This is a genomic window from Vreelandella neptunia, from assembly GCF_022489065.1.
GTDB classification, from domain to species: domain Bacteria; phylum Pseudomonadota; class Gammaproteobacteria; order Pseudomonadales; family Halomonadaceae; genus Vreelandella; species Vreelandella neptunia_A.
In genome coordinates this window covers 82,999-107,076 of the sequence record NZ_JAKVTW010000010.1, presented here as the reverse complement: position 1 = coordinate 107,076, position 24,078 = coordinate 82,999, and the positions used below count along the sequence as shown (strand labels likewise).

The window sequence follows — 24,078 nt, the reverse complement described above, 5'->3', positions numbered from 1 at the left end:
ACATAAGTTTATGTGCATGGTTTTTGTTTAATTTATTGTTTCTAAATGATTTTAAGGCTTTTTGTTACGTTGGGGGATCGTCCGGCCCATTAGACTAATAGACAGTGCAGAGCAGCGTCTCTTGCACGGTTAGATTGTTGGGCTCATTGTTTAGCTACGCAACGCGGGTAAAGAGGTTTGCTAACCACTTTTTATCCGCACTTATCACAAGCATTTTTACCAACGGTATTCTCAACTAGAAGGCGGTAGTGATGGCAATAAAGCTCTATGACCTGTGCGGACGAGATGAACGGCTACGTTTCTCACCTTACTGCTGGCGCGTGCGTATGGCGCTTGCTCATAAAGGCTTGGAATTCACCACCGTGGCATGGCGATTCCTAGATAAACAAGCATTGGAGTTTGCCGACTACGACAAAGTGCCGGTGCTCTGCGATGGTGATCAAGTCGTCACCGACAGCTTCGACATTATGCGCTATCTGGATAAGACCTATCCTGAGGCACCTGTACTGGGCGAAGGCATCAGCTATCAGCGGGTCTTACTGTTCAAATACTTCGTTGAGCGCAGCGTGAATCCGGCGCTTTTCCGCATTATCGGCATGGATTTATTCGCCGCAGTGCACCCAGATGACCGCGCCTATTTCCGCGAAACCCGTGAAGCCCGGTTTGGTTGCACGCTAGAAGAGTTTCATCAGCCTGACCAGGGTAAGCAGCAGCTAAAACAGGCGCTGGCACCGGTACGTGACCTGCTGCGTGATAGCGCATTTTTAGACGGTGATGCGCCAAGCGGCTCGGATTACCTGCTGTTCGGCAGCATGATGTGGGCGCATGTTGTGTCGACACAGGCCGTCGTAGAGCCTGGCGACCCGGTTGATGAGTGGTTCAAGCGGATGCTGAACATACATGATGGCTTAGCAAGCAAAGCCCTGACTGTGCGCGAACTATAACGCACAATGGCGGCACCGATGCCACCAGCGCTATGTGGTGTCGCCTGATTAAGGTAGAAAGCCTTGATATGCTCGCTAATGCGTAAATCGACGTTTTCTTAAAGGAGATGGCAATGATTGACCTGTACTACTGGACAACACCCAACGGCCACAAAATCTCCATCATGCTCGAAGAAGCCAAACTGGCGTATCGAGTGAAGCCGATTAACATTGGCCGAGGTGAGCAATTCGACCCTGAATTTCTCACTATCTCGCCCAATAATCGAATCCCTGCCATTGTGGATCACACGCCTCAGGATGGCGGCCAGCCGCTGTCGATGTTTGAGTCTGGCGCGATCCTTGAGTACCTCGCTGATAAGAGCGGCTTATTCTTACCGTCGGTGGGCCGTGAGCGTTATATCGCGCTGCAGTGGCTTCACTGGCAAATGGGCGGGTTAGGGCCGATGGCAGGCCAAAATCATCACTTTTGCCACTACGCCCCGCAAAAAATCGAGTACGCCATTGAGCGCTACGTGCGCGAGACCAATCGGTTGTACAGCGTGTTAGATCAGCGCCTGGCAAATCACACCTATGTGGGCGGTGATGACTACACTATTGCCGATATGGCGATCTACCCTTGGATTGTGCCTTGGGAGAAGCAGCGTCAAACGATTGAAGAGTTTCCTGACTTGGAGCGTTGGTTTGACATGATGAAAGCCCGCCCAGCAGTACGACGTGCCTACTCCTTAGTCGAAGAAGTAAACCCGCAAGCGGGGGTGGAAATGGATGAGCAAGCGCGTAAGCACTTGTTCGGTAACCGCTAGTCGCGGCGTACAAATAATATCTCTGATGATCAGTTTGTGAGCAAGCGCAGCATGAGTAAAAATCATGTTGCGCTGCACAAAAAGCACTGCTAGCTTTAAGGACAGCAGAGGCAAAAGCCTGGCTAAGAACCGCCTAATCAAGGCGAGTTTACGTGCTAGCTCACTCTAGGAGATATACTGATGAACAGCAGTACTAATAAAGCAACTACCGAGAAAACCAAGCAACAGCTCGAGTCTGTTTTTGTATCACCTATGCGTTCCTACACGCTGACCGCGCTTGATTATTACGATCAGCTAATCAGTGCACAGCTGGACGCCGCTCGTGCCTACTCAGACATGGCGATTTCACAAGCGCGTACCTGGCTTGATGTGAAAGATGCCGACAGTTTCAAAAAAGCCATGGAAAGCCAGCAGAAAACGGCGAGTGATTTCATGGAGCGAGTAAAAGGCGACACAGAAAAAGTGACGTCAATCAGCCAAAGCTTTGCTGAAGACAGCCAGAAGCAGGCAGAAGAAACCACCAAGAATGCAGTGGAAAAAGCGAAGCAGTAAGTTTGCTAGCATGCATTAGCGAATAAGTCGCTCAATGCGCCGCACCCATTTATGAGTGCGGCATTTTTGTATCTCTTTTAGCGTAAAACGGTGTGATTACTGTTTACGCGTCGCATCAGCTTCTGCATCAGCCAGCTTGGTGCGCCGGTCTGGCTTACCCGGTAAAACGGCGTCTAAAAATAAAGCGGCCAGTGCAGCAGGCACTAAACCCGATTTAAGCAGCAGACCTAATTGACCAGGCATTGTTTCTGAAATTGCTTCAACCGCAGGCAGGCCGATACCCAAGCTCAGCGATACGGCGATAATCAACATATTACGCTGGTCCAGCTCGCACTCTTTGATGATCTTAAGCCCTGCCGAAGCAATCATGCCGAACATCACCACGCCCGCACCGCCCAGTACCGCAGGGGGCATGGCCGCCACCAAGCCACCCAACTTGGGAAATAGCCCCATGGCGATTAATAGTAATCCTCCAATGGTGACCACGTGTCGGCTGACCACGCCGGTTAGGGTGATTAGCCCGACATTTTGGGCGTAAGCGGTATTGGGTAGCGTATTGAAAACGGCTGCAAATGAAGTAGCGACCCCATCGGCCATCACGCCGCCAGAAAGCTCACGATCTTTTGCGGGGCGGCCAGCGCCGGTGGTGGTAATTGCCGAAATATTACCAATCGTCTCTAGCCCAACCACGAACATGATCAGCGTCATGCCGATGATCGCAGTGCCCGAAAATGTCATGCCATATTCCAATGGTTTGGGTAGTGCAAACCAGGCGGCGTTGCTTAACGAGGTAAAATCAACCTTGCCAAGGGCAATGGCAACCGCATACCCGGCCATCAAGCCAAACAGAATCGATGACGCTTTAATAAAGCCACGGCCATATTGATGAACAGCAATGGTGACGCTGAGCACAAAGAGCGCCAGTAGCAAGTTACCCGGTGACGCAAAGTCATCCGCGCCCACTCCTCCAGCCGCATAATTAAGGCCGACGGGCATCAGTGTAATGCCAATCAGCAGCACCACGATGCCCGTGACTACCGGGGAGAACCAGTGACGAATCTTCTTTAAAAATGCACCGAGCACAATTTGCAGAAGTCCTGCCACAAACGAGGCACCGAGCACGGCAGGCAGGCCAAACGCTTTGGCTAGCGGCAGTGCAACGGGCAAAAAGCCAAAGCTGGTGCCCTGCACAATCGGCAAGCGAGCCCCTATTGGCCCGATACCAATGGTCTGTACTAACGTTGATACCCCAGCGACAAACAGCGCTACCTGAATTAAAAAGATCTGTTCCGCTGGGTTTGCACCAATAACACCGGCAATAATGATCGGCGGGGTAACGTTGCCTGCAAACATCGCCATGATGTGCTGGAGGCCAAGTGGAATCGCTTTGGAAAGCGGCGGCATCGCGTCGGGGTTTTGGTTAATCGTACGCGAAGGCCGCGTTTGAGCATCGGGCGGAGAGGACATAAAGAGCCTTTATTCGCTGTGAGTGGCACTGTTTACTTCTTGCATCCATTAACTAATAAAAGTGTATACAAGAAATAAATGCAATAGCCCGTTTGGCGAATAGCGACCTATATGTAACGTTGGAGAGCTACCCGGCGGTTATGAGTAGCTGTTTATTGCTCGGCTCGGGCCACTAAACGAAAGCGCGCAATCTGGATAATTTGCTCAATCGCCGTTTGCCGTTCCGTCACAGCGTCGTTGTTCAGTCGCTCTTCAAAGGCTGCCAAAATAGCGTGTCGATTTAGCCCTTTGACCGCGATCACAAAGGGAAAGCCAAATTTTTCCTTATAGGTCTCATTGAGGTATTCAAAGCGCGCAAACTCCTCAGGGCTGCACTGATCGAGCCCTGCACCTGCCTGTTCGCTGGTTGAGTCTTGCGTGAGTTCACCCGACATGGCGGCTTTGCCTGCCAAGTCAGGGTGCGCCTGGATCACTCTGATTTGCTGTTCGCTACTCGCCTGCTGCAGCATAAGTCCCATAAGCTCGGCCAGAGCGTCGGGTGCGTCATGGGCTTCAGTCAGGCCATGCTGCCAAGCAGCTTCGGCTACCCAAGGTGAGTGCTCATAAACATCCCCATAGTGATGGGTAAGCATCTCGAGGCTGCACTTGCTAGGCGCGGGTGAAAGCAGTAATGGATTGGATGTAGGCACTGGCACTCTCCTAAGCGGGCAATTTTAAAGCGTCGTTGATTCACAATGTGCGAGGATGGAATTACTGTATACAATAAATAGCATCAAAGGTACTCTTTGACCAAATGGTCAAATAATGCAAACAACGCTATCAATAAAACGCTATCAATAAGGAGTGGCTATGGGACGTTTAACCACCCACGTACTGGATACCGCTAAAGGACAGCCCGGTCAGGGAATTACTATTGAAGTATTCCGCCTTACAGATAATGAGCGCCAACATCTGAGTACCGTCATCACCAATAGCGACGGCCGTTGCGATGCCCCCATTGTAGAGGGAGATGCACTAACGGCAGGGGAGTACGAGCTGGTGTTCTATGCCGGTGACTACCTGCGCGCCCAAGGCGTGGAAGCTAATGAGCCGCGCTTTTTAGATGTTATTCCGTTGCGCTTTGGCGTCGCGGATGCCAGCCAGCACTATCACGTGCCGCTGCTGCTTTCACCCTATGGCTATTCAACCTACCGCGGTAGTTAAGAGGGCCGGGCATGCAAGCTTATATTATTGATTTTGTTAACCTATTATTGCGCTGGCTGCACGTGATTGCGGCGATCGCCTGGATCGGTGAGTCGATCTACTTTGTCATGCTGGATAACAGCCTGCGCACGCCAAAGGCGGAGGAAGACCGCGACAAGGGCGTGTTTGGCGAAATGTGGTCGGTACATGGCGGTGGTTTCTACCACAACCAGAAGTACGCCACGGCACCTGCCAAACTGCCCAATGATCTGCACTGGTCGTTCTGGAAAGCCTACACCACCTGGCTTTCCGGTTTTGCGCTGTTCGTTATTCTGTATATGGTCAATCCGGGCTTCTATCTGGTCAACCCCAACAGTGAGTGGCAGTGGGCCGCTAACTTGACAGGCTGGCAGGCTAACTTGCTGGCGCTAGCCTTTTTGCTGGGCGGCTGGGTGGTTTACAACGAGCTGTGCAAACGCATTAGCCCCAATATGGATCGTGACGGCCTGCTCAGTGTGGCGGTTGCGGTCATGATGGTGATCGTTGCCTACCTAAGCACGCAAATGTTTACCGGCCGTGCCGCTTTCCTGCTCACGGGTGCGGTGATGGCGACGGCGATGTCGGCGAACGTCTTCTTCTGGATCATTCCCGGCCAGCGCCGCATGGTGAAGGCGATGAAAGCAGGTGATGCGCCCAACCCGCTGGATGGCAAGCGCGGCAAGCAGCGCTCGGTGCATAACACCTACTTCACGCTGCCGGTCGTTCTGTTGATGGTGAGTAATCACTACTCGTTTATCTACTCCCATGAGCTTGCATGGGTTGTGATGGTGCTGTTTATTTTTGCCGGTGCCTTGATCCGTCAGTTCTTTGTCCTGATGCATGCAGGCAAAACCCAACCCGCGTATCCCGCCTTTGGAGTAGGGCTTATTCTGTTAGCGTTTTGGGTGGCCGCACCCAGTGCGTCATCGCCGGGCGGCACTGACGGCATGGAAGGACCAGACCAGGCGCAAATCACTGGGTTGATAGAGCAGCACTGTGTGCAGTGCCATGCCCGTGATCCTGAACATGCTGGTTTCTCAGCGCCGCCCGCAGGGTTTGCTTTCGGTAATTGGGATGAGATTCTGGGCCATAAGGCGCAGATTCAACAGGTTGTCGCCAGCCAATATATGCCGCTAGGCAATATGACCAACATGAGTGACGAAGAGCGCGATATCATTGCCGCTTGGGAGGAGTGATCAGAGAGGCCAGCTATGAGTGATGCGCAGGCGCCGGTAAAGCGGCGCGCTTCTGTTAAAGAAGGCAAAGAGAGCAAAGAAGGCGATGAACGCCACGAGACAATTTATCGTGCCGTGAGCGATGCGATTGTCGAGCAGCGCTTGAAGCCCGGTTCGCGGCTGCGTGAAGATGCGCTGGCAGACGTATTTGGCATTAGCCGCACCGGTATTCGTAAAATCCTTCAGCGTCTGGCGCTGGAGCAATTAGTCACGCTCACTCCACGCCGCGGCGCAAGCGTTACCCGGCCCACCGCCGATGAAGCCAAGGACGTGTTCGATGCCCGCCAATTAATTGAGTGCGGGCTAATGCCCGATGTGGCGCGGCGCATGGGCGAAAAGGAAGCAGCAGAACTGCGCGAGATGGCCCGTCAGGAGCGCCAAGCGCTACGTAGCGGCCAGCAGAGCGTAGCTATCCGGCTATCGGCCGACTTTCACGTGCGCCTCGCTCAGCTCTCAGGCAACGCTACACTGGCAGAGTTTGTCGAGCGGCTCTGCTCGCGCTCATCGCTGATTTTGGCCGTCTACGGCCACCGTGGTCATTTGGGCTGCGAATCCCACGACCACGACGATCTGATTGGCTACCTGGAAGCAGGAAACGGCGAGCGCGCCAAGGCCTTTATGAGCCGCCACCTAAAAGCTATCGAAGCGTCACTATCGATGGTCGAAGAGGAAGAGAACGTGCCGGATTTGCAGCAGATATTTGGCGGGTAAGGGTGGTTTCGGATCGCTAAAAAATAGCATCTGGGGCTTATTAAAAAGGGCTTACATCAAGCGCCAAAACGCGTCGACCAATGGATTTTTTAGGTTTTTCTTTAAGGTAAACAAACCAATATCGTAGGGCTCCAGTTCCGGCGTCACGTCGAGCACGCGGATGCGATCCACCAAGGGACTGTTGTCGAGGACAATTTTTGGCACGACGCCAATGCCAAAGCCCAAGCTCACCATACTCACAATAGCTTCATTACCCGTCACTTGTGCATAGATGCGCGGCGAGATGTCTTGCTGGCGAAACCATTCATCCACACGGGCTCTCGATACACCGCTCTCCGATAGAATCATTGGGATACTCGCCCACTCTTGCGGTGTGGTTGGCGTGCTCGTTGGCACATTCGGCACTTGCTGCTCAAGCGGTGCAATAAATAGCAAAGGCGACGTGGCGATGGGTTTAAATGCCAAACCACGCGGCAGGTTGGCAGGCTGGGCAGCAATGCTAAGATCCTCTTTACCATCCAGAACATGCGCAATAGCGTGTTCTGGATCGCCCGTACGCAACTTGATTTCTATGACCGGGTAGGCAATGCGAAAGCGGCGCAGTAGCTCGTACAAAAAACTGTAGCTGGCGGTGACGGAGCCATACAGGCTGATTTCACCGCGTAATTGATCAGAATTGTCGGTCAATTCATGACGAATCAAATTCCATTGGCTGCTGGCATCGCGGGCGTACTTGAGAAATTTTTGCCCTTCCTGGGTCAACACCACGGTGCGGTTGTCGCGGTTAAACAGCGACACACCCAATTCCTCTTCTAAATGACGAATGTTGCGTGACAAAGCAGAAATGCTGATATAGCACTCATCGCTGGCGCGCCCAAAATGCAGGGTTTCTGCCAGGGCCAGAAACTGTTTCAAAATTTTAAAATTCATAAACGCAATCATAATTGAGTTTTGCAAAAAAAGGGACATGCTGTTGCAAATATATCAATTTAAGAAATGGTCACACTTGTATAGATTGTCCCTACTTACATGACGCTGGATCGCACTTTTAGCGGCTATGTCTCTCTTTTTCGTGTCGGTGTCTCTCACATCGATATTGTGATCATAAATACTTAGGATGTTAACGATGGCTAACTACTTCAATACACTGCCGCTCCGCGAGCAATTAGCACAACTCGCCAAATGCCGTTTTATGTACAGCTCTGAATTTGCTGATGGCGTAGACGCGCTGAAAGGCAAAAAAATGGTCGTTATCGGTTGTGGCGCCCAAGGCCTTAATCAAGGTTTGAACCTACGTGACAGCGGCTTAGACGTCTCTTACGCACTGCGCCCAGAAGCCATTGAGCAAAAGCGTCAATCCTGGAAGAACGCCTCTGAGAACGGCTTTGTTGTCGGTACTTATGAAGAGTTGATCCCCACGGCAGACGTTGTGTTGAACCTAACGCCCGATAAGCAGCACTCGTCTGTTGTAACGGCGGTAATGCCGTTGATGAAAGAGGGCGCTTGCCTCTCTTACTCCCACGGCTTCAACATCGTAGAAGAGGGCATGAAAGTCCGTGAAGACTTGACCGTCATCATGGTGGCACCTAAGTGCCCAGGTTCTGAAGTTCGCGCTGAATACGTGCGTGGTTTCGGTGTTCCCACCTTGATCGCTGTTCACGAAGCCAATGACCCTAAAGGCGAAGGCCTAGCCCTGGCAAAAGCCTACGCAGTGGGTACTGGCGGCCACAAAGCTGGCGTATTGATGTCCTCTTTCATTGCGGAAGTTAAATCCGACCTGATGGGTGAGCAGACGATCCTTTGCGGCATGCTGCAAACCGGTTCTATCCTCTGCTTCAACAAAATGATCGAAGAGGGCGTCGAGCCTGGCTACGCCTCTAAACTGATTCAGTACGGCTGGGAAAACATCACGGAAGCACTGAAATACGGCGGCGTGACCAACATGCTGGATCGTCTTTCTAACCCGGCTAAGATCAAAGCCTTTGATCTTGCTGAAGAGCTGAAAGAGATCATGCGTCCGCTTTACAACAAGCACCAGGACGACATCATGAGCGGCCACTTCTCGCACACGATGATGGAAGACTGGGCGAACGATGACGCTAACCTGCACAAATGGCGTGCCGAAACCGCAGAAACCGACTTCGAGAAAACACCTGCTGGTAACGTAGAAATTACGGAACAGGAGTACTTCGATAACGGCATCTTGATGGTGGCGATGGTTAAAGCGGGCGTTGAGCTTGCTTTCGAAACCATGACAGCCGCTGGCATCATCGCCGAGTCTGCTTACTATGAGTCTCTCCACGAAACGCCGCTGATCGCCAACACTATCGCGCGTAAGAAACTTTACGAGATGAACGCGACGATCTCTGACACAGCGGAATACGGTTGCTACCTCTACAACCACGCTTGTGTGCCGCTACTGGCTGACTTTATGAAAGGCATCAAATCCGATGTTATCGGTAAAGGCCTGGACGTTGACGACAACGGCGTTGATAACGCCCGTTTGATCGAAGTTAACGATGCTCTCCGCGCCCACCCGGTTGAAGCCGTTGGCGCCGTGCTACGTGGCCACATGGCGGACATGAAGAAAATCATTTAATCGGCTGATTAAATGATGGCTCGTCAAAGAATAGACCGTTAAGTCATCTAAAAAGCCGAGATATCGCCACGATATTCTCGGCTTTTTGTCTTATTTCATGCGAACACTGACTTTTCCAAACAATAAGGAACACACTGATGGAGCCTTCAAGCCGCTTAGAGCGTATTCAGCTAAACAAAGCGACAATCAGTTTTGATGATCGCTTCACCCTAAGCGAGATTGATTGGATCATCGAACCCCACCAGCATTGGGTCATCACTGGCACCAATGGCGCAGGCAAATCGGCCCTGGCGGCGGCGCTGGCGGGCGTTGGCAAAATTGAAGCAGGCACGGTTCAAGGGCTTCCCAAAAACGTTGGACTGGTCTCCTTCGAAGCGCAAGCCGAACTCATCGCCAAAGAGCTGAAAAAAGACGATGCCGATATCATGGATGTCATTTCACTCGGCACACCCGTTAGTGAAATGATTTTCGAGCAGTGCCAAGACCCTGAACTCGCAAGCGACCTGGTCGAAAAGTTCGGGCTGACCAAGCTACTCGACCGTGCTTTTCGTAAGCTCTCCACTGGCGAAACCCGCAAAGTCATGCTGATTCGCGCTCTGTCGAGCAAGCCGGACTTGCTGATTTTAGACGAGCCGTTTGATGGTTTGGACGTCGACACCCTCGCCATGCTGCAAGCCCATCTCGCCTCCATCATCGACACCGTTCCCATGGTGTTGGTGCTGAACCGCTTCGATGAAATGCCGGACTTCATCACCCATGTGGCCTACCTGGATAAAGATCGTTCGGATAAAGAGCGCTTGGAGAAAAAGAGAGGGGATAAGAAGCGGGGAGATAGTGGGCGATTAGCATTCACGGTAGAGCGTCAGGATGAAGCCGCCTTTAATGAGTTGTACCAATTGCTGCATTTGAAAACCACCGATCTAAGCGTGCCCGAGGCCGATCCAGCCACTAAATTACCCGCCCTCGATCCCAGCCAGCCGTTAGTGAAACTCAAGCAAGCGACGATCCAATACGGCGATACCGTGATTGTCGATAAGCTCGACTGGACGATTGAGCAGGGCCAGCACTGGCAATTGAGCGGCCCTAACGGTAGCGGTAAAACAGGCGTCTTATCCTTGATCACAGGGGATCATCCCCAGTGCTATACCAACGATATTTTCGTGTTTGGCTTCCAGCGCGGTAACGGCGAAAGCATCTGGCAGATCAAGCAGTTTATCGGCTATGTTTCCACCGCCCTGCAGTGGGAATATCGAGTCAGCACCAGCTGCAAAAACGTGATTATTTCCGGCTTCTACGACAGCATCGGCGTGTACACAAAATCCACCGATCATCAGAAAAAAATCGCCGACCAGTGGCTCGAGCTACTGGGCATGCAAGAGCGCTCCGATCAGCCCTTTAACAAACTCTCCTATGGCGACCAGCGTCTGCTACTAATCGCCCGCGCCATGGTGAAACACCCGCCGCTGCTGATTCTAGACGAGCCTTGCCTGGGCCTGGACGATATGAACCGCCAACTGGTGCTAGCGCTTATTGAGAAAATTTGTGCAGGGAAAGAGACCACGGTGCTTTATGTCAATCACCACACGGAAGACAAGATAAAAGAAATAGACAATCATTTGGCGCTGGAGAAGAATCACTAGCTGGCGGGGGAGGTCGTCTACCTCTGCCTTGAGTGCCCTGAAACAGGCAACGGCGAACGCGCCAAAGCCTTTATGAGCCGCCACCTAAACGCCATCGAAGCCTCGCTATCGGTGGTCGAAGAGGAGGAGAACGTGCCGGATTTGCAGCAGATATTGGGGGGAAGCGTATTAACTCTTAGAGTTAACAGAAAATCAGCCGAGAATAGTAGATGCGAATTGCCTCATTTGTAGCGCCTTGCTACAATTAAGGCGGTTTTTATGAGGGTATTAAAATGACCACTAATAGCATACGTTTAGATCAACAACTTATTGAAAAAGCTACGATTATAGCTAAAGCGCTTGATCGGACGACTCCCAAGCAAATCGAGCATTGGGCAAAAATCGGTGAAATGATGGAAGACAATCCTGATTTGCCTTATGAATTTGTGAAGCAAGCTATTATTGCAAAAGCAGAACGTGAAGCCGGGAAGCTGGAGCCCTACGATTTTGGCTAAAGCGATCAGTGTTTTACAGTCCCCGAGCTTTAAAAAAGCAGTAAAGAAGCTTCAAGCCAATCAGAAAAAAGATCTCGACGCAGCCGTCAGAAAGCTGATGGACGAGCCCGCTTTGGGGGAGCAGAAGAAGGGGGATCTATCATTCTTACGGGTATATAAATTTAAAATGAACAAGCAACTGACGTTGCTTGGGTACAGCTTTGATGATGGTGCGCTTATCCTCGAATTGTTAGCCCTGGGATCACACGAAAACTTCTACCGTGATATCAAGCGGCGCTAATTAAGTAGTAACGTTCCTATAAACTATGGTGTCGCCAACGACTATAAAGTAGGCTCGATTCGGCTTCTGCAGGAGGTATATTTGAAGCCATGATATTCTTCACTTTTAGATTTAACGCTAGTGTTAAATGATCTGTTTGGAGGTACTACCGTACCCCTTAGGTTCGTAATAGATGTAAAGAACTGCATCGACTGGTTAGGATGAGTCTGACTCAGAGTCAGGGCCAACGAAATCGATTTCTTCTTGGTATTGGCGATAAACGTCGTAACTGAATTCTAGAAACAGTAGCAAAGTCCCAGAGCAAAAAAATACAGCGGCAGAAAAAATATAAGCTTTCATACTGCTATCGAAAGCCACCAAGCTAATAAAAAGTAGAAGAACTAACCCACCTACCAAACCAAACCCCTTTGAGAGGGTATCCAAAAAACACTTTGTTATTATTTGTCTTATCGAAATAACACCAAGCCTTGATAGTAATTGCTCTATATAGCCTGAATATAATATTGATGTTAGGTAAAATTCTCGCTTGTCTTTATTTCCGAGGCCTTCGTCCATAGCCTTTATATATTCCTGATATTCTTGTCCATAGTCTGTTAATGGGATATCGACTAGATCTAGTTTCTCCAGCTCAAAAACCATAGCCATACAAACATCTTTTTCAACACTATCTTCTAAAGAGCTTAGCCAAGAATGAAATGAATGAAGTCGCGCTTTTAATTCGGAGTAGGCCCCCAGTCGTTCCGATTTTGCCGATTGAATCTGGAATAATACAAATCCGAATGAAACGGAGCAAAAAAGTGCGACGATGGAAGCTAATCCTGTAACAACTGATATGTAGTTGGAGATTTCCAGCTTTGCTAGGCTCGCTTGGCCAGCGTCACAGAGCATCAACCAAGCCCAGAAAATAGCTGCAATCAAGACCGAAATTATAACTTGCCAGTGAAAACGAGATAGATAAAGCAAAAGTTTTTTCATCACTTATCCTAGTGTTTTTTTAGTGCGCACTCTTCTTGTTATTAAATATAATTTTTAAATTGTGCTTAAACAAATATTGCTTTCTATCAGCGTATTATACGAGTTAAATTACTGTTAGATATGGGATTGAACTTTCCACTGAGCATATCAGAAAAACACGCATTACAGATCGAAAATATCTCATTCCGCTGAGTTTGGATACCGCAAAATACGTTACTTGGTAGCGCTATAGGAGCATGCAGGCAGTTTCTAACTGGCCACGCCAGCCCGCGGCCCAAAAAAAGCGCCATCGGCAAAACCGATGGCGCTTGTATAATTTTCTAATCAGCTAGTTACAGTCAGCTTGTCTACTGCGCCGCCAACGCAGGCTCAGCCTTAAACTGCCGCATCAAACCGTAGTAAAACAATCCACCCAGGCCTGCACCAATTAGCCAGCCATAACCGCCGAGGCTGGATAGTGCGGGTACTAACACGGTAGAGAGCGAGAACAGCGCTGCGACGCCGAAGGCGATAAGGGCGCGGGTGTTCCAGCCGTTTACGTAGTAGTAAGCGCTGCCCGGCGCTGATGAGAATAGCTCCTGCATATTTAAGTGCTGGCGCTTAATCAGGTAGTAGTCGACTACGATAATGCCGTAGAAGGGCGCGACGACGGCGCCTAGCGCATTTACAAAGCCGGGAACGCCAATTTGGCTGATCACTGAAAGCCATAGTGCGCCGACGAAGAACGCGATTACCGCAGTAATCAGGCCGCCCATCTTAAAGCTGATCTTGCTGGGGAACAGGTTAGCAAGGTCGTAGGCGGGGGGAATAAAGTTAGCAACCAGATTGATACCCACCGTGGCGGCAAAGAAGGTGAGGGCGGCGATAATAGTCAGCGGTAGCGAGTCCACCCGCTCAACGATATCGGCGGGGTTGGTTAGCGCTTCGCCAAACAGTACCAGGGTGCCCGCGGTAATAATCAGTGCGATAAACGAGAAGAATGCCACGTTAAGTGGTAGGCCCAATAGGTTGCCCAGCTTCATCTGGCGTTCGGTTTTCACAAAGCGGGTGAAGTCACCGAAGTTGATTACCACTGCTGCAAAGTACGCCACCATGGTGCCCACAATCGCCATAAAGGCTGCAATTGAGCTGCCGCTGGTTTCACCGTCGCCGCTGAAAATAGTGCCAATAGCGGGGATCAGCTCGCTTCCCGCTTGGTACCAAACAATGACCATCAGCACCAACATCACCACGTAGACCAGCGGGCCTGCCCAGTTGAGGAAGTGTTTAATGCGATCAATGCCCTGCCAGAAAATGGCGATCTGAAACAGCCACACAATCACGAACGACACCCAGGCGACGCCGGAAAGGCCGAGGAAAGTGCTGCCATCACCTGCGCCATAAAAGGCCGTAATCAGGAGCGTGACGGCGGTTGATGCGAAGTAGGTCTGCACGCCGTACCAGAAAATCCCCACAATGGCGCGCAGCATCGCGGGCAGGTTGGCGCCGCGCACCCCCATGCTGGCGCGCACCATGACCGGGAAGGGAATACCGTATTTGACGCTGGGCTTACCGGTGAGATTGACCAGAAACATCACGATCACACCGGCCAGAATAATCGCCGCCATCACCGCCCAGCCGTTCAGGCCGTAGGTTAAAAACAGCGAGGCGGCCAGGGTGTAGCCAAACAGGCTCTGGATATCGTTAGACCAGACGTTGAATATCTCAAACGCCCCCCAGTTACGATCCTGGGGTTTCAGCGGCGCCAGATCCTCGTTATAGAGCGAGGGATCAATGTGCTTGATATCCAGATCACTAACGTCGTTGCTCTCTTTCATTGTATTGGCTCGCAGGTTGGCTAAAGGGGGTTACTGGCTAAAGCGCTGGCAGGGTGCCCAGTACTTCATTAGCAGGTAGTAGCTAACGCCTGCGGGTATCAGGCTGGCGTACCACGAGATCGCCGAGAAAGAGAGCGCCGCCACAATGCCGATAGCGGTGGCGATAAACGCGGCTAGGTTCACGCCTTGGTAAGGGCCGTTAACGTCATACAGTTTGTCGATATCCAGCGTGCGGCGGCGAATCACATAATAGTCCACCACCAGAATGGCGAAGATGGGGCCTAAAAAGGCGGAGTAGGTCTGCACAAACATTTGCAGGCCCGCTGCGGAGCCCGGTTGCACCAGCTTCCAAGGGAAAGTAGCGAAGGCCAGCAAGCCAACGATGATGGTGGCCACCGAGAACCTGATCTTAAATATATCCATCAACACATAGGTCGGCGGCACCACGTTGTTTAGAACGTTAGTGGTGACCTGAGCAAAGGCGATAAACAGAAGGGTGGTCATTAACAGCGGGGTGTTGTCGACGGCGTTGGCGAACACCTGAATAGGGTCGGCAGTGCCGGTGGCCTCGGAGACCATATAACCAATCAAGCCCATAAACAGCGTGCAGGGCAGAATCGACATGGCGTAAATGGTGGTGAGCAGGCTCTGCGCCGTGCCCTTTTTATGTTCGCGGGCATAGTCACTCACGTTAAGCATCATGGTGCTGTAGATGCCCAGGAACAGCATGGTCGCGCCCCAGAAGGGCATGCCCCAGGAGCCTTCCATGGTCAGCAGGCTGGCTGAAAGCTCATCGCCATAGCGCTGCACCGTGGCGTAGAACATGTACATAAGCGAGGCGAGAATAAAGGCGCTGCCGATATTCTCTAACCACTTGATGCCCTGGAAACCCATCACCGACAGGCCAATTTGTAGGAACTGAAAGGTAATGAAGTAGAAGATAAGGTTGTCGAAGCCAAATAGGGTGGCCGACACCATATTCAGTGCCCCCGCGCCAATCCAGCTTTGAAAGCCGTACCACACCACCGCAGGCACCGCGCGCACCAGCCCAGGCAAACGTGTGCCGGTAAAACCGAAGGCACTGCGCGCCTGTACCATAAAGGGAATGCCGTACTTGTAGCCTGCAGCCCCGTTAATGGCGAGTGCTATCCCGATCACAAAGCAGCCAATGGCGATGGCCAGCGTTGCTTGTAACAGGTTTAAGGTGCCGACTACGCTTGAACCCATGGCGAAGGTGCCAATGGAGACGCAGCCGCCAAACCAAGCCAGAAAGTAGGAGCCGCGGCCCATAATCCGGGTTTGTTGCGGGGCCAGACTCTCAGCCCCTAGTGCTTTTGATCCAGCATCGGATCGTTCTTCTGACGCAAGAGCCGAGGGTGAAGCGCTCATGATGTCGTCCTCGCAAGATTATCGGTTTTATTAAATCCCCGATTTGGTATCGGGAAACGCTTGCGGCGTGGCGTGCTATTGGACGTATATGGTTATTTTAAAAATTATTATTAAGTGTGTTCTGCGTTGGTTATTAACGAGTTAGTGCTTTTATTACCTAAGCGGTAAAGCAAGGTCAGAAAGCTCAGAAAACTTGCCGGTGAACGCTTTTGGCCGAGGGTAGGCGAGATCACCGTGCTTGCTGGTATACAGCCCTAAGCTGACCAGCGATTCCGCCAGCTTCAGCGCAGCGCTGACACCTTCTACTACCGGCAGGCCCACTTCGCGGCTGATCTCCCGGGTCAAATTCGCCATACCGCCGCAGCCTAAAACGATGGCGCCAATGCCGTCTTCATCCCGGGCACGGCAGCACTCTTCAACAATGCGGGTAAACGCCGCTTCAGGGTGGAGCTCAAGATCCAATACGGGAATTTCCGCAGCGCGAATGCGGCGGCAGTGGTGGCTAAAGCCGTACTGCTGAAGCAGATGCTCGGCGATAATGCCGGTGCGGCCCAAGGTCGTAACGATAGAAAAACGCGTGCTGACCAGCGTAGCAAGATGAAAGGCCGCTTCAGCGATGCCAATGACCGGCGCGCGGGTCAGTTCTCGTGCGGCAAGCAAGCCGGGATCGCCAAAGCAGGCCACCACATAAGCATCGATGCCGCCTTCGCGCTCGCCTTTAAGCACTTCCTCGGCTACGCCAACCGCACTGACCACTTCATCAAAATGGCTCTCGATGGAAACCGGCCCCGCGTCAGGCTGGGAAGCACTTACGGTGGTGCCAGCGCTTGCTTGTTGCTGTGCTGCATGATGAATAGCAGCGGTCATGGAGGCCGTGGTGTTAGGGTTAATAACGCGTATATGCACGATAGTTATTCCGTGTGTAAACAATATCGAATTTCTTGTATACAAAAATAGGGCGGTTTCTAGCCTTACGCAAGCCTCTAAACGTGAATAGATGATAAAAATGTCCCGCTAAAAGTTTGACCAATTGTTCAGGATTCAACGGCTTAACGATGTTTTAACTAAGAAACGCTAGGAGTGTCAGGGGATTAGCGTTCGGCCGCGTTGCGGTTCGTTATTAATCTCGCTATTTTGTATACAAATTATTTTCTGTATTGCTGGGCTGTGTATTCGCCAGTGACGAGCCGGAAAAGGTATAAAAGGAGCTAGCTATGTTGTCATCCTCTAAGGGCCACTACCCACGTGACTTAATCGGTTACGGGCGTAACCCGCCCCACGCTAATTGGCCCGGCAAGGCAAAAATCGCCGTTCAGTTCGTGCTCAATTACGAAGAGGGTGGCGAGAACAGCGTGCTGCATGGTGACTCAGGCTCTGAGCAGTTTCTGTCAGAAATCATCGGCGCACCGGCCTATCCTGATCGTCATTTGAGTATGGAATCGATTTACGAGTACGGCTCCCGCGCTGGGGTATGGCGCATTCTGCGTGAATTTGAGAAGCGTGATTTGCCGTTAACCGTGTTTGGCGTTGCCATGGCGCTGGAGCGCAACCCGGATGTGGCTCTGGCCTTTAAAGAGCTGGGCCACGAGATTGCCTGCCACGGCTATCGCTGGATTCACTACCAGGAAGTGCCTGAGCACATTGAGCGCGAACACCTCCAGCAGGCCATGGAGATTTTTCAGCGCCTTTACGGTGAGAAGCCCCAAGGTTGGTACACCGGTCGCGATAGCCCCAATACCCGGCGGCTAGTACTGGACGAAGGCGGTTTCCTTTACGATAGCGACTACTACGGCGACGACTTGCCTTTCTGGACGCAGGTGACCGATAGTCAGGGCAGTGAGCACAATCACTTGATCGTGCCTTATACCTTAGACAGCAACGATATGCGCTTTGCCGCCCCGCAAGGTTTCAACACTGCGGATCACTTCTTTACCTACCTGCGCGATGCCTTTGATGTACTTTACGCAGAAGGGGAGGAGGCGCCCAAAATGCTCTCGGTGGGCATGCACTGTCGTTTGTTGGGGCGCCCTGGGCGTTTTCGCGCGCTGCAACGCTTTTTGGATTATATCGAAACCCACGATCGCGTTTGGGTGGCCCGCCGGGTTGATATTGCTCGCCACTGGGCCGAGTATCATCCCGCTCCAAAGCGTTGATTAGATTATGCAGAATAGGACGTTATGACGCCGCATATAGGACAGCGAATTACTGCTCAGTTTGACGAGTTAAGCGCCCAGGAGCAGCGCGTAGCAAGCTTTATCCTTGATCATTTTGATGATCTGGCGGTATATAGCGCCGCTGATTTAGCGCGCTTAACCGGCGTTTCCAAATCGACGGTTAGCCGCTTGTTCAAGCGGCTGGGGTTCGAGAGCTACCGCACCGTTAAGGATCATGCCCGCCAACTGCGTAATCTCGGTGTGCCGTTAGTGATCGACGCCAACGCCATGCAAGAAGAGGCGGGCGCACCATTCCAACGTCATTTGCAGCGGGAGCAAGATAACTTGCAGCGCTGTTTAAATAGCATTGCCCATCAGGATTTTTCAGCCTTGGTGGAACGCTTGGATAAGGCGCGTCATGTGGTCGTGATCGGCTTTCGAAACAGCTACCCTCTAGCGCTACATTTTCGCCAGCAGCTGATCCAGGCACGTACCCAGGTGCGTGTGGTACCGCAACCCAACCAGTCATTGGCCGAGGAGATTGTCGACCTTAGCGAGCAGGATGTGGTGGTGCTGTTTGGTTTTCGCCGTCGCCCCGCAGCGTTTGCTGCACTGGTGGAAGCACTTGAGCGCTCGCCGGCCCAAGTGGCTCTCATTGCGGACCCTACTGCCGTCAATTTTGCCTCTCAGGTAGCGTGGTTCTTTGAAACGCCGTTGGAAAGCCTCTCTGCGTTCGATAGCTACGCCACCGCCAATAGCCTGATCTGCCTGATTGCCAATGGGGTGCTGCACCGTCGCCTTGCGGAAGGCCGCGAGCGAATTAGCGCGATCAGCGATATTTATTCCGACCTCAGTGAGCTGGAAGCGCCCACCATGAGCGTTGATTGGAGTGCCCAGTAGAACCTTTGCTCCAGCATGGTGCATCGCGTCCTTTTGATGAATTAAAACTGCACCAAGACGTTGTGCCTACCTTTATTCAAACTCTCCTCCCGATGCGGTGTCAACCGCATTGCGGCTAAGCATGGCCGCTAAACTGCTGTTATAAAAAAAGTTAGCTATTTCTGGTATCGCGATTGCTTTTAATTAATCAGTGAAACGAAAGTTTCTTTGTTAGATTTTGTGCAACAAAGCTTTCATTCGCTTTGCTTCCATTGCCAAGACCACCACTGCTAATTAGTCAGCGAATTGTCTCTAGCAAAACCAAGATTTTGCAGAACATGCGCCTGCCAGGAGAGCTTAATGCAAACGTTATCGCACCGCTTCAATAACTCCTTTACCCGCCGCTTCAAGCGTCTACAGTCCAGCGTATTAGCCACTGGCTTGAGCGCCGCTGTTGCCTTGGGTGCTGTAACCACCAGCCCCAATGTTCAGGCGGATGCGCTGGAAGATATCGAATCACGTGGCACTATTCGCATTGCTGTGCCGCAGGATTTTCCGCCGTTTGGTTCGGTAGGAACCAACCTGGAACCCCGCGGCTACGATATTGATATGGCCAACTATCTCGCTGAAGAGATGGGGGTTGAGGTGGAGCTAATCACCGTAACCAGCGCGAACCGTATTCCCTATCTGCAGACTGGTCAGGCGGATTTAGTGATCTCCAGCCTGGGTAAGAACCCGGAACGCGAAGCGGCGATCGACTTTTCAGACGCCTACGCGCCGTTCTTCTTAGGTGTGTTTAGTGCTGATGAAGATGAAAGCGTCGAAGGCCCGGAAGGCTTAGCCGATAAAACCATCGGTGTTACCCGGGGTGCCGTGGAAGATATGGAGCTTTCTGAGATTGCCCCTGATTCCACCACCGTTCAACGCTTTGAAGACAACGCCACCACCATCTCTGCGTTTCTTTCCGGGCAGGTCGATTACGTCGCCACCGGTAATGTAGTTGCCGCCGAGATCGCCGAGCGTAATAGCGACCGTGCGCCGTCGTTGGTGTACCAGCTTAAGGATTCACCTTGCTACGTGGGCATGAATAAAAACGAGCCTGCCTTGATGGAAGAAGTGAACCGCCTGATCGCGCAAGGTTTGGAAGATGGCACCTTGAATGAGATGTCTCAGCGCTGGTTCAGCGCCGACCTGCCTGAAAATTTCGGTAGCTGAGGTTCATTATGGGGCCAACACTCGACTTTCTTACCCTGTTGCCCTACGTCAGTGAGCTCCTGAAAGGTCTTACCACCACGGTCATATTGACCTTGGTGACCACTTTGACGGGGCTAGCGCTGGCAGTGGCGGTGGCGTATTTACGTGTGAACGCACAGCCATGGGTGCGTTGGGGGCTAGGCGGCTACGTCGAATTGACCCGCAACACGCCTTTTATTGTGCAACTGTTTTTTATCTTCTTTGGCCTGCCGGGGCTGGGCATCAAAATCGATGCTATCACCGCGGCGTTCATCGCCATGACGCTCAACTTGGCCGCTTACAGCGCCGAGATTCTGCGCGCCGGTATTAGTGCCACGGCGAAAGGCCAGCTGGAGGCCGGGCGAGCGCTGGGTATGACCACGCTGCAAAGCTATCGCCATGTGGTGCTGGTGCCTGCTTTTGCACGGGTTTACCCGGCGCTGATTAGCCAGTCGATTATCGTGATGCTCGGTTCGGCGGTGGTGTCGCAGATCTCGGTATTTGACTTGACCTATGCCGCTAACTTTATTCAGTCGCGCAATTTCCGCAGCTTTGAAGTCTACCTGCTGATCACGCTGGTCTATTTGCTCCTCGCCTTCGGTATGCGGCGCAGCTTTATGCTGGTGGGCAAGCGCGTATTCGCCTATCAGCAAGGAGAGCAACGATGATTGAGTTCACCTTATGGGATATTCTGCGCAACCTGTTGCTGGCAACCCGCTGGACCATTGTGCTGTCGCTGATTGCCTTTGTGGGCGGTGCGACGGTGGGGCTGCTGTTGACCTTTATGCGTCTCTCCAGCAACCGCTGGCTGCAGCGCTTAACGTCTCTTTATGTGGATCTATTCCAGGGCACGCCGCTATTGATGCAGCTGTTCTTGATCTTCTTCGGCGCCGCCGCCATGGGGCATCCGATTTCTGCCTGGCTGGCGGCTTCCATCGCACTAACGCTGTTTATCAGTGCCTTTCTATGTGACATCTGGCGAGGCTGTTTAGAGGCAGTGGCCAAAGGGCAGTGGCACGCGTCGCGGGTGCTGGGCATGAACTACTTCCAGACCATGCGCCATGTGATTCTGCCTCAGGCGCTGCGGCTTTCGATTCCGCCCACCGTGGGTTTCTCGGTACAGGTCATCAAAGGCACGGCACTGGCCTCTATCATTGGCTTTGTCGAGCTGACCAAGGCGGGCACCATGCTCAATAACGCCACCTTCGAACCCTTTACCATTTTTGCCCTTGTGGCCCTGCTTTACTTCGCGCTGTGCTACCCACTTTCCTGCTACGCGCGCTATCTGGAGAAAAAGCTCTATGACGCTGGTTTACGTTGATAACGTTCATAAAGCCTTTGGCGACCTGGAAGTGCTTAAAGGTATTAACCTTTCGGTTGCGCAAGGCGAAGTGGTGGCGATTATTGGCCGCAGCGGTTCGGGTAAAAGCACTCTGCTGCGCTGCCTGAATCAGCTGGAAAAACACGACAGCGGCGAGATCACCATTGCCGATAAACAGCTTGATGCGGCGTCGATGTCGCCCAAAGAGCTAAGCGAAAACGTGGGCATGGTGTTTCAAAGCTTTAACCTGTTTCCCCATAAAACCGTGGGTGAAAACGTCTGTTTGGCACCGTTGGTGGTGCGCGGCGAAGGCAAGGCTGAGGTTGAGAAAATCGCCCGTGAAGTGCTTGAGAAAGTTGGCCTCTCAGACAAGTACGATGCCTACCCGGCCCAGCTATCCGGCGGTCAGCAGCAGCGCGTGGCGATTGCTAGGGCGCTGGCGATGCGTCCCAAGGTGATGCTCTGCGATGAAGTGACGTCAGCGCTTGACCCTGAATTGGTCGGGGAAGTGCTACGAGTGCTGGAAGCTTTGGCAGCCGAGGGCATGACGCTAATCCTGGTCACCCATGAGATGAGCTTTGCCCGTGACGTGGCCGACCGCGTGGTGTTTATGCACCAGGGGCGCATCCATGAAGAGGGCGCCCCCAGCGAGCTGTTCAGCAATCCGCAAACGCCGGAGCTGAAGCAATTTATCTCAGCGGTGCTCTAGCCGGTTACTTCTAGTCGGTTCGCTTCTAGCCGGTCCACTGTGTTGCCTGGGCAAAGATAAGAAAGCCCAGGGCAATCACGATCCATACGCAAAAAAGTGGGAAGAAGAATTTGACCCACTTTTGCCACGGCACCCCCGCCAGCGCCAGGGTCGCCATGAAGTAGCCCGAGGTTGGGTAGAAGATATTGCCGATGCCGTCACCCAGCTGGAAAGCCAGCACCGACGTTTGGCGTGTCACGCCGATAATGTCGGAAAGCGGTGCCATCAGCGGCATCGTCACCAGGGCCTGGCCACTGCCGGAAGGGACGATGAAGTTAAAACCGAGCTGGGCGAAGAACATGCCAATCGCGGAGAGCAGGGTGGGCAGGCCACCGACGAGATTGCCAAGCCCAAACACCAGCGTATCCATGATCTGGCCATCTTCCAGCATCACGGCAACGCCCCGCGCGACGCCAGCGATCATGGCCCCGACTAATACGTCGCGAAAGCCTTGGTTAAACCCTGCGCATATTTCGTCGGTATCGAGCCCCGCAATAAGGCCGACCACGATGCCCATGATGATAAACAGGCCCGCCATCTCCATCATGAACCAGCCTTGCTGCAGTACGCCGTAAACGAGTACCGCGAAGAAGGCGAAGGTGGCGATGGCCGCCAGCTTCTGGCGAGCGCTGGCGATTAAGGCCGGGCTATTGTCAGCATGTTGATAAAGCGAGCGTTTTTCAGACTCGGTGGCGTCGCTGCTCATCAGGCTAAGAGCCGGTGTCTGGCGCACACTGCGGGCGTAGCGCATAACGAAGAAAATGGCCGCGGCTAGCATCACCACAAACGCCATGATGCGCAGACCATAACCGGAATAGAGAGGCAGGTCTGACAACTGCTGGCCTAGGCCGGTGTTAATGGGGTTGAGCACTCCCGTTGTGAACCCAACCGTGGTGGCGCAGAGGGCCACCGCCGCGGCGGTGACGGAATCAAAGCGCAAGGCAATCATCAACGGCAAGATGACCGGCACATAGACCAGGGCTAACTCTTGGGTGCCGATAACGGTTGCGATGAGGGCAAACACCGTCATCAGCACGGGGATAGTGAGCAGGCTCTTTTGCGCAAAGCGGCGCGTTAACTTATCCACCCCTATTTCAATAATGCCGGTGCGCCTTAGCACCATGAATATACCGCCGATCATAAAGGTAAAAAAGACGACTTCCCCGGCACTCATCAAGCCATTTGGGATTGCCAGCATGAAATCGACGAGACCAACCGGGGACGAAGCGATCTGCTCATAAGTGGTGGGGTCAATAGTGATTCGTCCGTTCGGGCCCGGAACACGCTCGAACTGCCCGGCAGGTACAAAATGCGTTGCTATCGCGGCCAGGCCGATAAATATGAACAGCACCACGTAAATATCCGGGATTCGGCACCAGCTTTTTTTCGGCGCTCGGCTTTCTGGGGAAGAGGGCGATTGTTGGGACATGCTTGTGCCTCGCGTTTGTTATAAGTAGCTGACCTGGGCAACGGTGAGCGGATGTCATGCCGCATCGAGGTTGCTGTTTTGGACATGCTCGTATGATCTTGGAATTATGAAACGAAAGTTTCTAAAGAAGTTACTATTGGGAGGAGTGTTTCACAAGGCCTTTGAATGTGTCCGTGTATAAACGGGCA

Annotated in this window: 24 protein-coding genes and 1 pseudogene; 17 read left to right on the top strand and 8 right to left on the bottom strand. The window is 52.4% G+C overall.

The window, feature by feature from the left end; translation table 11 throughout:
* Window positions 1-251: 251 nt before the first annotated feature.
* The 3 genes from MLE19_RS13990 to MLE19_RS13980 all read left to right on the top strand — a co-directional run bounded on the left by MLE19_RS13990 (window position 252) and on the right by MLE19_RS13980 (window position 2,299).
* Entirely contained in the window at window positions 252-944 is a 693-nt protein-coding gene (locus MLE19_RS13990) for a glutathione S-transferase family protein (RefSeq protein ID WP_240718786.1), read from the top strand.
* A gap of 113 nt (window positions 945-1,057) precedes the next feature.
* Window positions 1,058-1,747, top strand: a complete 690-nt coding sequence (locus tag MLE19_RS13985; protein WP_240718785.1) for a glutathione binding-like protein — start codon at window positions 1,058-1,060, stop codon at window positions 1,745-1,747.
* A gap of 180 nt (window positions 1,748-1,927) precedes the next feature.
* Complete coding sequence (locus tag MLE19_RS13980; RefSeq protein ID WP_240718784.1) at window positions 1,928-2,299, top strand: phasin family protein; 372 nt, start codon at window positions 1,928-1,930, stop codon at window positions 2,297-2,299.
* A gap of 96 nt (window positions 2,300-2,395) precedes the next feature.
* On the opposite strand, the gene MLE19_RS13975 is transcribed toward MLE19_RS13980, so the two are convergent.
* Both MLE19_RS13975 and uraD read right to left on the bottom strand, forming a co-directional pair.
* Entirely contained in the window at window positions 2,396-3,766 is a 1,371-nt protein-coding gene (locus tag MLE19_RS13975) for a uracil-xanthine permease family protein (protein WP_240718783.1), read from the bottom strand.
* Window positions 3,767-3,918: 152 nt separating this feature from the next.
* The gene (gene uraD, locus MLE19_RS13970; protein WP_240718782.1) at window positions 3,919-4,455 is read right to left on the bottom strand and encodes a 2-oxo-4-hydroxy-4-carboxy-5-ureidoimidazoline decarboxylase; all 537 of its coding nucleotides are present in this window, start codon (window positions 4,453-4,455) and stop codon (window positions 3,919-3,921) included.
* Between the two features lie 160 nt (window positions 4,456-4,615).
* Between uraD and uraH the strand changes: the two genes are divergently transcribed.
* From uraH to MLE19_RS13955, 3 genes are read left to right on the top strand one after another with little or no spacing between them, the layout of a single operon-like run.
* The gene (uraH, locus tag MLE19_RS13965; protein WP_240718781.1) at window positions 4,616-4,969 is read left to right on the top strand and encodes a hydroxyisourate hydrolase; all 354 of its coding nucleotides are present in this window, start codon (window positions 4,616-4,618) and stop codon (window positions 4,967-4,969) included.
* An 11-nt stretch (window positions 4,970-4,980) separates the two neighbouring features.
* Window positions 4,981-6,183, top strand: coding sequence for a urate hydroxylase PuuD (locus MLE19_RS13960; protein WP_240718780.1), 1,203 nt, complete (start codon window positions 4,981-4,983; stop codon window positions 6,181-6,183).
* A gap of 15 nt (window positions 6,184-6,198) precedes the next feature.
* Complete coding sequence (locus MLE19_RS13955; protein ID WP_240718779.1) at window positions 6,199-6,933, top strand: GntR family transcriptional regulator; 735 nt, start codon at window positions 6,199-6,201, stop codon at window positions 6,931-6,933.
* 51 nt (window positions 6,934-6,984) lie between these two features.
* Here MLE19_RS13955 and ilvY read toward each other — a convergent pair whose 3' ends face one another.
* Window positions 6,985-7,863: an HTH-type transcriptional activator IlvY gene (gene ilvY / locus MLE19_RS13950; protein WP_240718778.1), complete on the bottom strand. Its 879-nt coding sequence runs from the start codon at window positions 7,861-7,863 to the stop codon at window positions 6,985-6,987.
* A gap of 196 nt (window positions 7,864-8,059) precedes the next feature.
* On the opposite strand from ilvY, the gene ilvC reads away from it, so the two are divergent.
* The 5 genes and pseudogenes from ilvC to MLE19_RS13925 all read left to right on the top strand — a co-directional run bounded on the left by ilvC (window position 8,060) and on the right by MLE19_RS13925 (window position 11,946).
* Window positions 8,060-9,532 (top strand): ketol-acid reductoisomerase, encoded by a 1,473-nt coding sequence (gene ilvC / locus MLE19_RS13945; RefSeq protein WP_240718777.1) that lies wholly within the window; start codon window positions 8,060-8,062, stop codon window positions 9,530-9,532.
* A gap of 137 nt (window positions 9,533-9,669) precedes the next feature.
* Window positions 9,670-11,172, top strand: a complete 1,503-nt coding sequence (modF, locus tag MLE19_RS13940) for a molybdate ABC transporter ATP-binding protein ModF (protein WP_240718776.1) — start codon at window positions 9,670-9,672, stop codon at window positions 11,170-11,172.
* A 39-nt stretch (window positions 11,173-11,211) separates the two neighbouring features.
* A pseudogene (locus MLE19_RS13935) lies at window positions 11,212-11,334 on the top strand (GntR family transcriptional regulator); the annotation flags it as partial.
* A 110-nt stretch (window positions 11,335-11,444) separates the two neighbouring features.
* The gene (locus MLE19_RS13930; RefSeq protein ID WP_240718775.1) at window positions 11,445-11,666 is read left to right on the top strand and encodes a ParD-like family protein; all 222 of its coding nucleotides are present in this window, start codon (window positions 11,445-11,447) and stop codon (window positions 11,664-11,666) included.
* Window positions 11,659-11,946, top strand: coding sequence for a type II toxin-antitoxin system RelE/ParE family toxin (locus MLE19_RS13925; RefSeq protein WP_240718774.1), 288 nt, complete (start codon window positions 11,659-11,661; stop codon window positions 11,944-11,946). Before MLE19_RS13930 ends, MLE19_RS13925 begins: the two co-directional genes overlap by 8 nt.
* Before the next feature lie 195 nt (window positions 11,947-12,141).
* Here the strand turns inward: MLE19_RS13925 and MLE19_RS13920 are convergent, their stop codons facing one another.
* From MLE19_RS13920 to MLE19_RS13905, 4 genes are all read right to left on the bottom strand, one after another.
* Window positions 12,142-12,921, bottom strand: coding sequence for a hypothetical protein (locus MLE19_RS13920; RefSeq protein WP_240718773.1), 780 nt, complete (start codon window positions 12,919-12,921; stop codon window positions 12,142-12,144).
* Between the two features lie 347 nt (window positions 12,922-13,268).
* Window positions 13,269-14,738, bottom strand: a complete 1,470-nt coding sequence (locus tag MLE19_RS13915; protein ID WP_240718772.1) for an NCS1 family nucleobase:cation symporter-1 — start codon at window positions 14,736-14,738, stop codon at window positions 13,269-13,271.
* A gap of 30 nt (window positions 14,739-14,768) precedes the next feature.
* The gene (locus MLE19_RS13910; RefSeq protein ID WP_240718771.1) at window positions 14,769-16,127 is read right to left on the bottom strand and encodes an NCS1 family transporter; all 1,359 of its coding nucleotides are present in this window, start codon (window positions 16,125-16,127) and stop codon (window positions 14,769-14,771) included.
* Between the two features lie 153 nt (window positions 16,128-16,280).
* On the bottom strand, window positions 16,281-17,033 hold the full coding sequence (locus MLE19_RS13905; RefSeq protein ID WP_340163104.1) for an aspartate/glutamate racemase family protein: 753 nt from the start codon (window positions 17,031-17,033) through the stop codon (window positions 16,281-16,283).
* Between the two features lie 308 nt (window positions 17,034-17,341).
* Between MLE19_RS13905 and puuE the strand changes: the two genes are divergently transcribed.
* From puuE to MLE19_RS13875, 6 genes are all read left to right on the top strand, one after another.
* Complete coding sequence (gene puuE / locus MLE19_RS13900; RefSeq protein WP_240718770.1) at window positions 17,342-18,280, top strand: allantoinase PuuE; 939 nt, start codon at window positions 17,342-17,344, stop codon at window positions 18,278-18,280.
* 24 nt (window positions 18,281-18,304) lie between these two features.
* Window positions 18,305-19,180 carry a MurR/RpiR family transcriptional regulator gene (locus MLE19_RS13895; protein ID WP_240718769.1) on the top strand — a complete coding sequence of 292 codons (876 nt, stop codon included), beginning with the start codon at window positions 18,305-18,307 and terminating at the stop codon, window positions 19,178-19,180.
* Between the two features lie 339 nt (window positions 19,181-19,519).
* A complete protein-coding gene (locus tag MLE19_RS13890) occupies window positions 19,520-20,374 on the top strand; it encodes a transporter substrate-binding domain-containing protein (RefSeq protein ID WP_240718768.1) in 855 nt (284 codons plus the stop codon).
* Between the two features lie 8 nt (window positions 20,375-20,382).
* Window positions 20,383-21,060 (top strand): amino acid ABC transporter permease, encoded by a 678-nt coding sequence (locus MLE19_RS13885; protein WP_240718767.1) that lies wholly within the window; start codon window positions 20,383-20,385, stop codon window positions 21,058-21,060.
* A complete protein-coding gene (locus MLE19_RS13880; protein ID WP_240718766.1) occupies window positions 21,057-21,713 on the top strand; it encodes an amino acid ABC transporter permease in 657 nt (218 codons plus the stop codon). The genes MLE19_RS13885 and MLE19_RS13880 overlap by 4 nt, the downstream gene beginning before the upstream one ends.
* Complete coding sequence (locus MLE19_RS13875; protein ID WP_240718765.1) at window positions 21,694-22,422, top strand: amino acid ABC transporter ATP-binding protein; 729 nt, start codon at window positions 21,694-21,696, stop codon at window positions 22,420-22,422. Before MLE19_RS13880 ends, MLE19_RS13875 begins: the two co-directional genes overlap by 20 nt.
* Window positions 22,423-22,447: 25 nt before the next feature.
* On the opposite strand, the gene MLE19_RS13870 is transcribed toward MLE19_RS13875, so the two are convergent.
* Entirely contained in the window at window positions 22,448-23,890 is a 1,443-nt protein-coding gene (locus tag MLE19_RS13870) for a YfcC family protein (protein ID WP_240718764.1), read from the bottom strand.
* Window positions 23,891-24,078 lie beyond the last annotated feature (188 nt).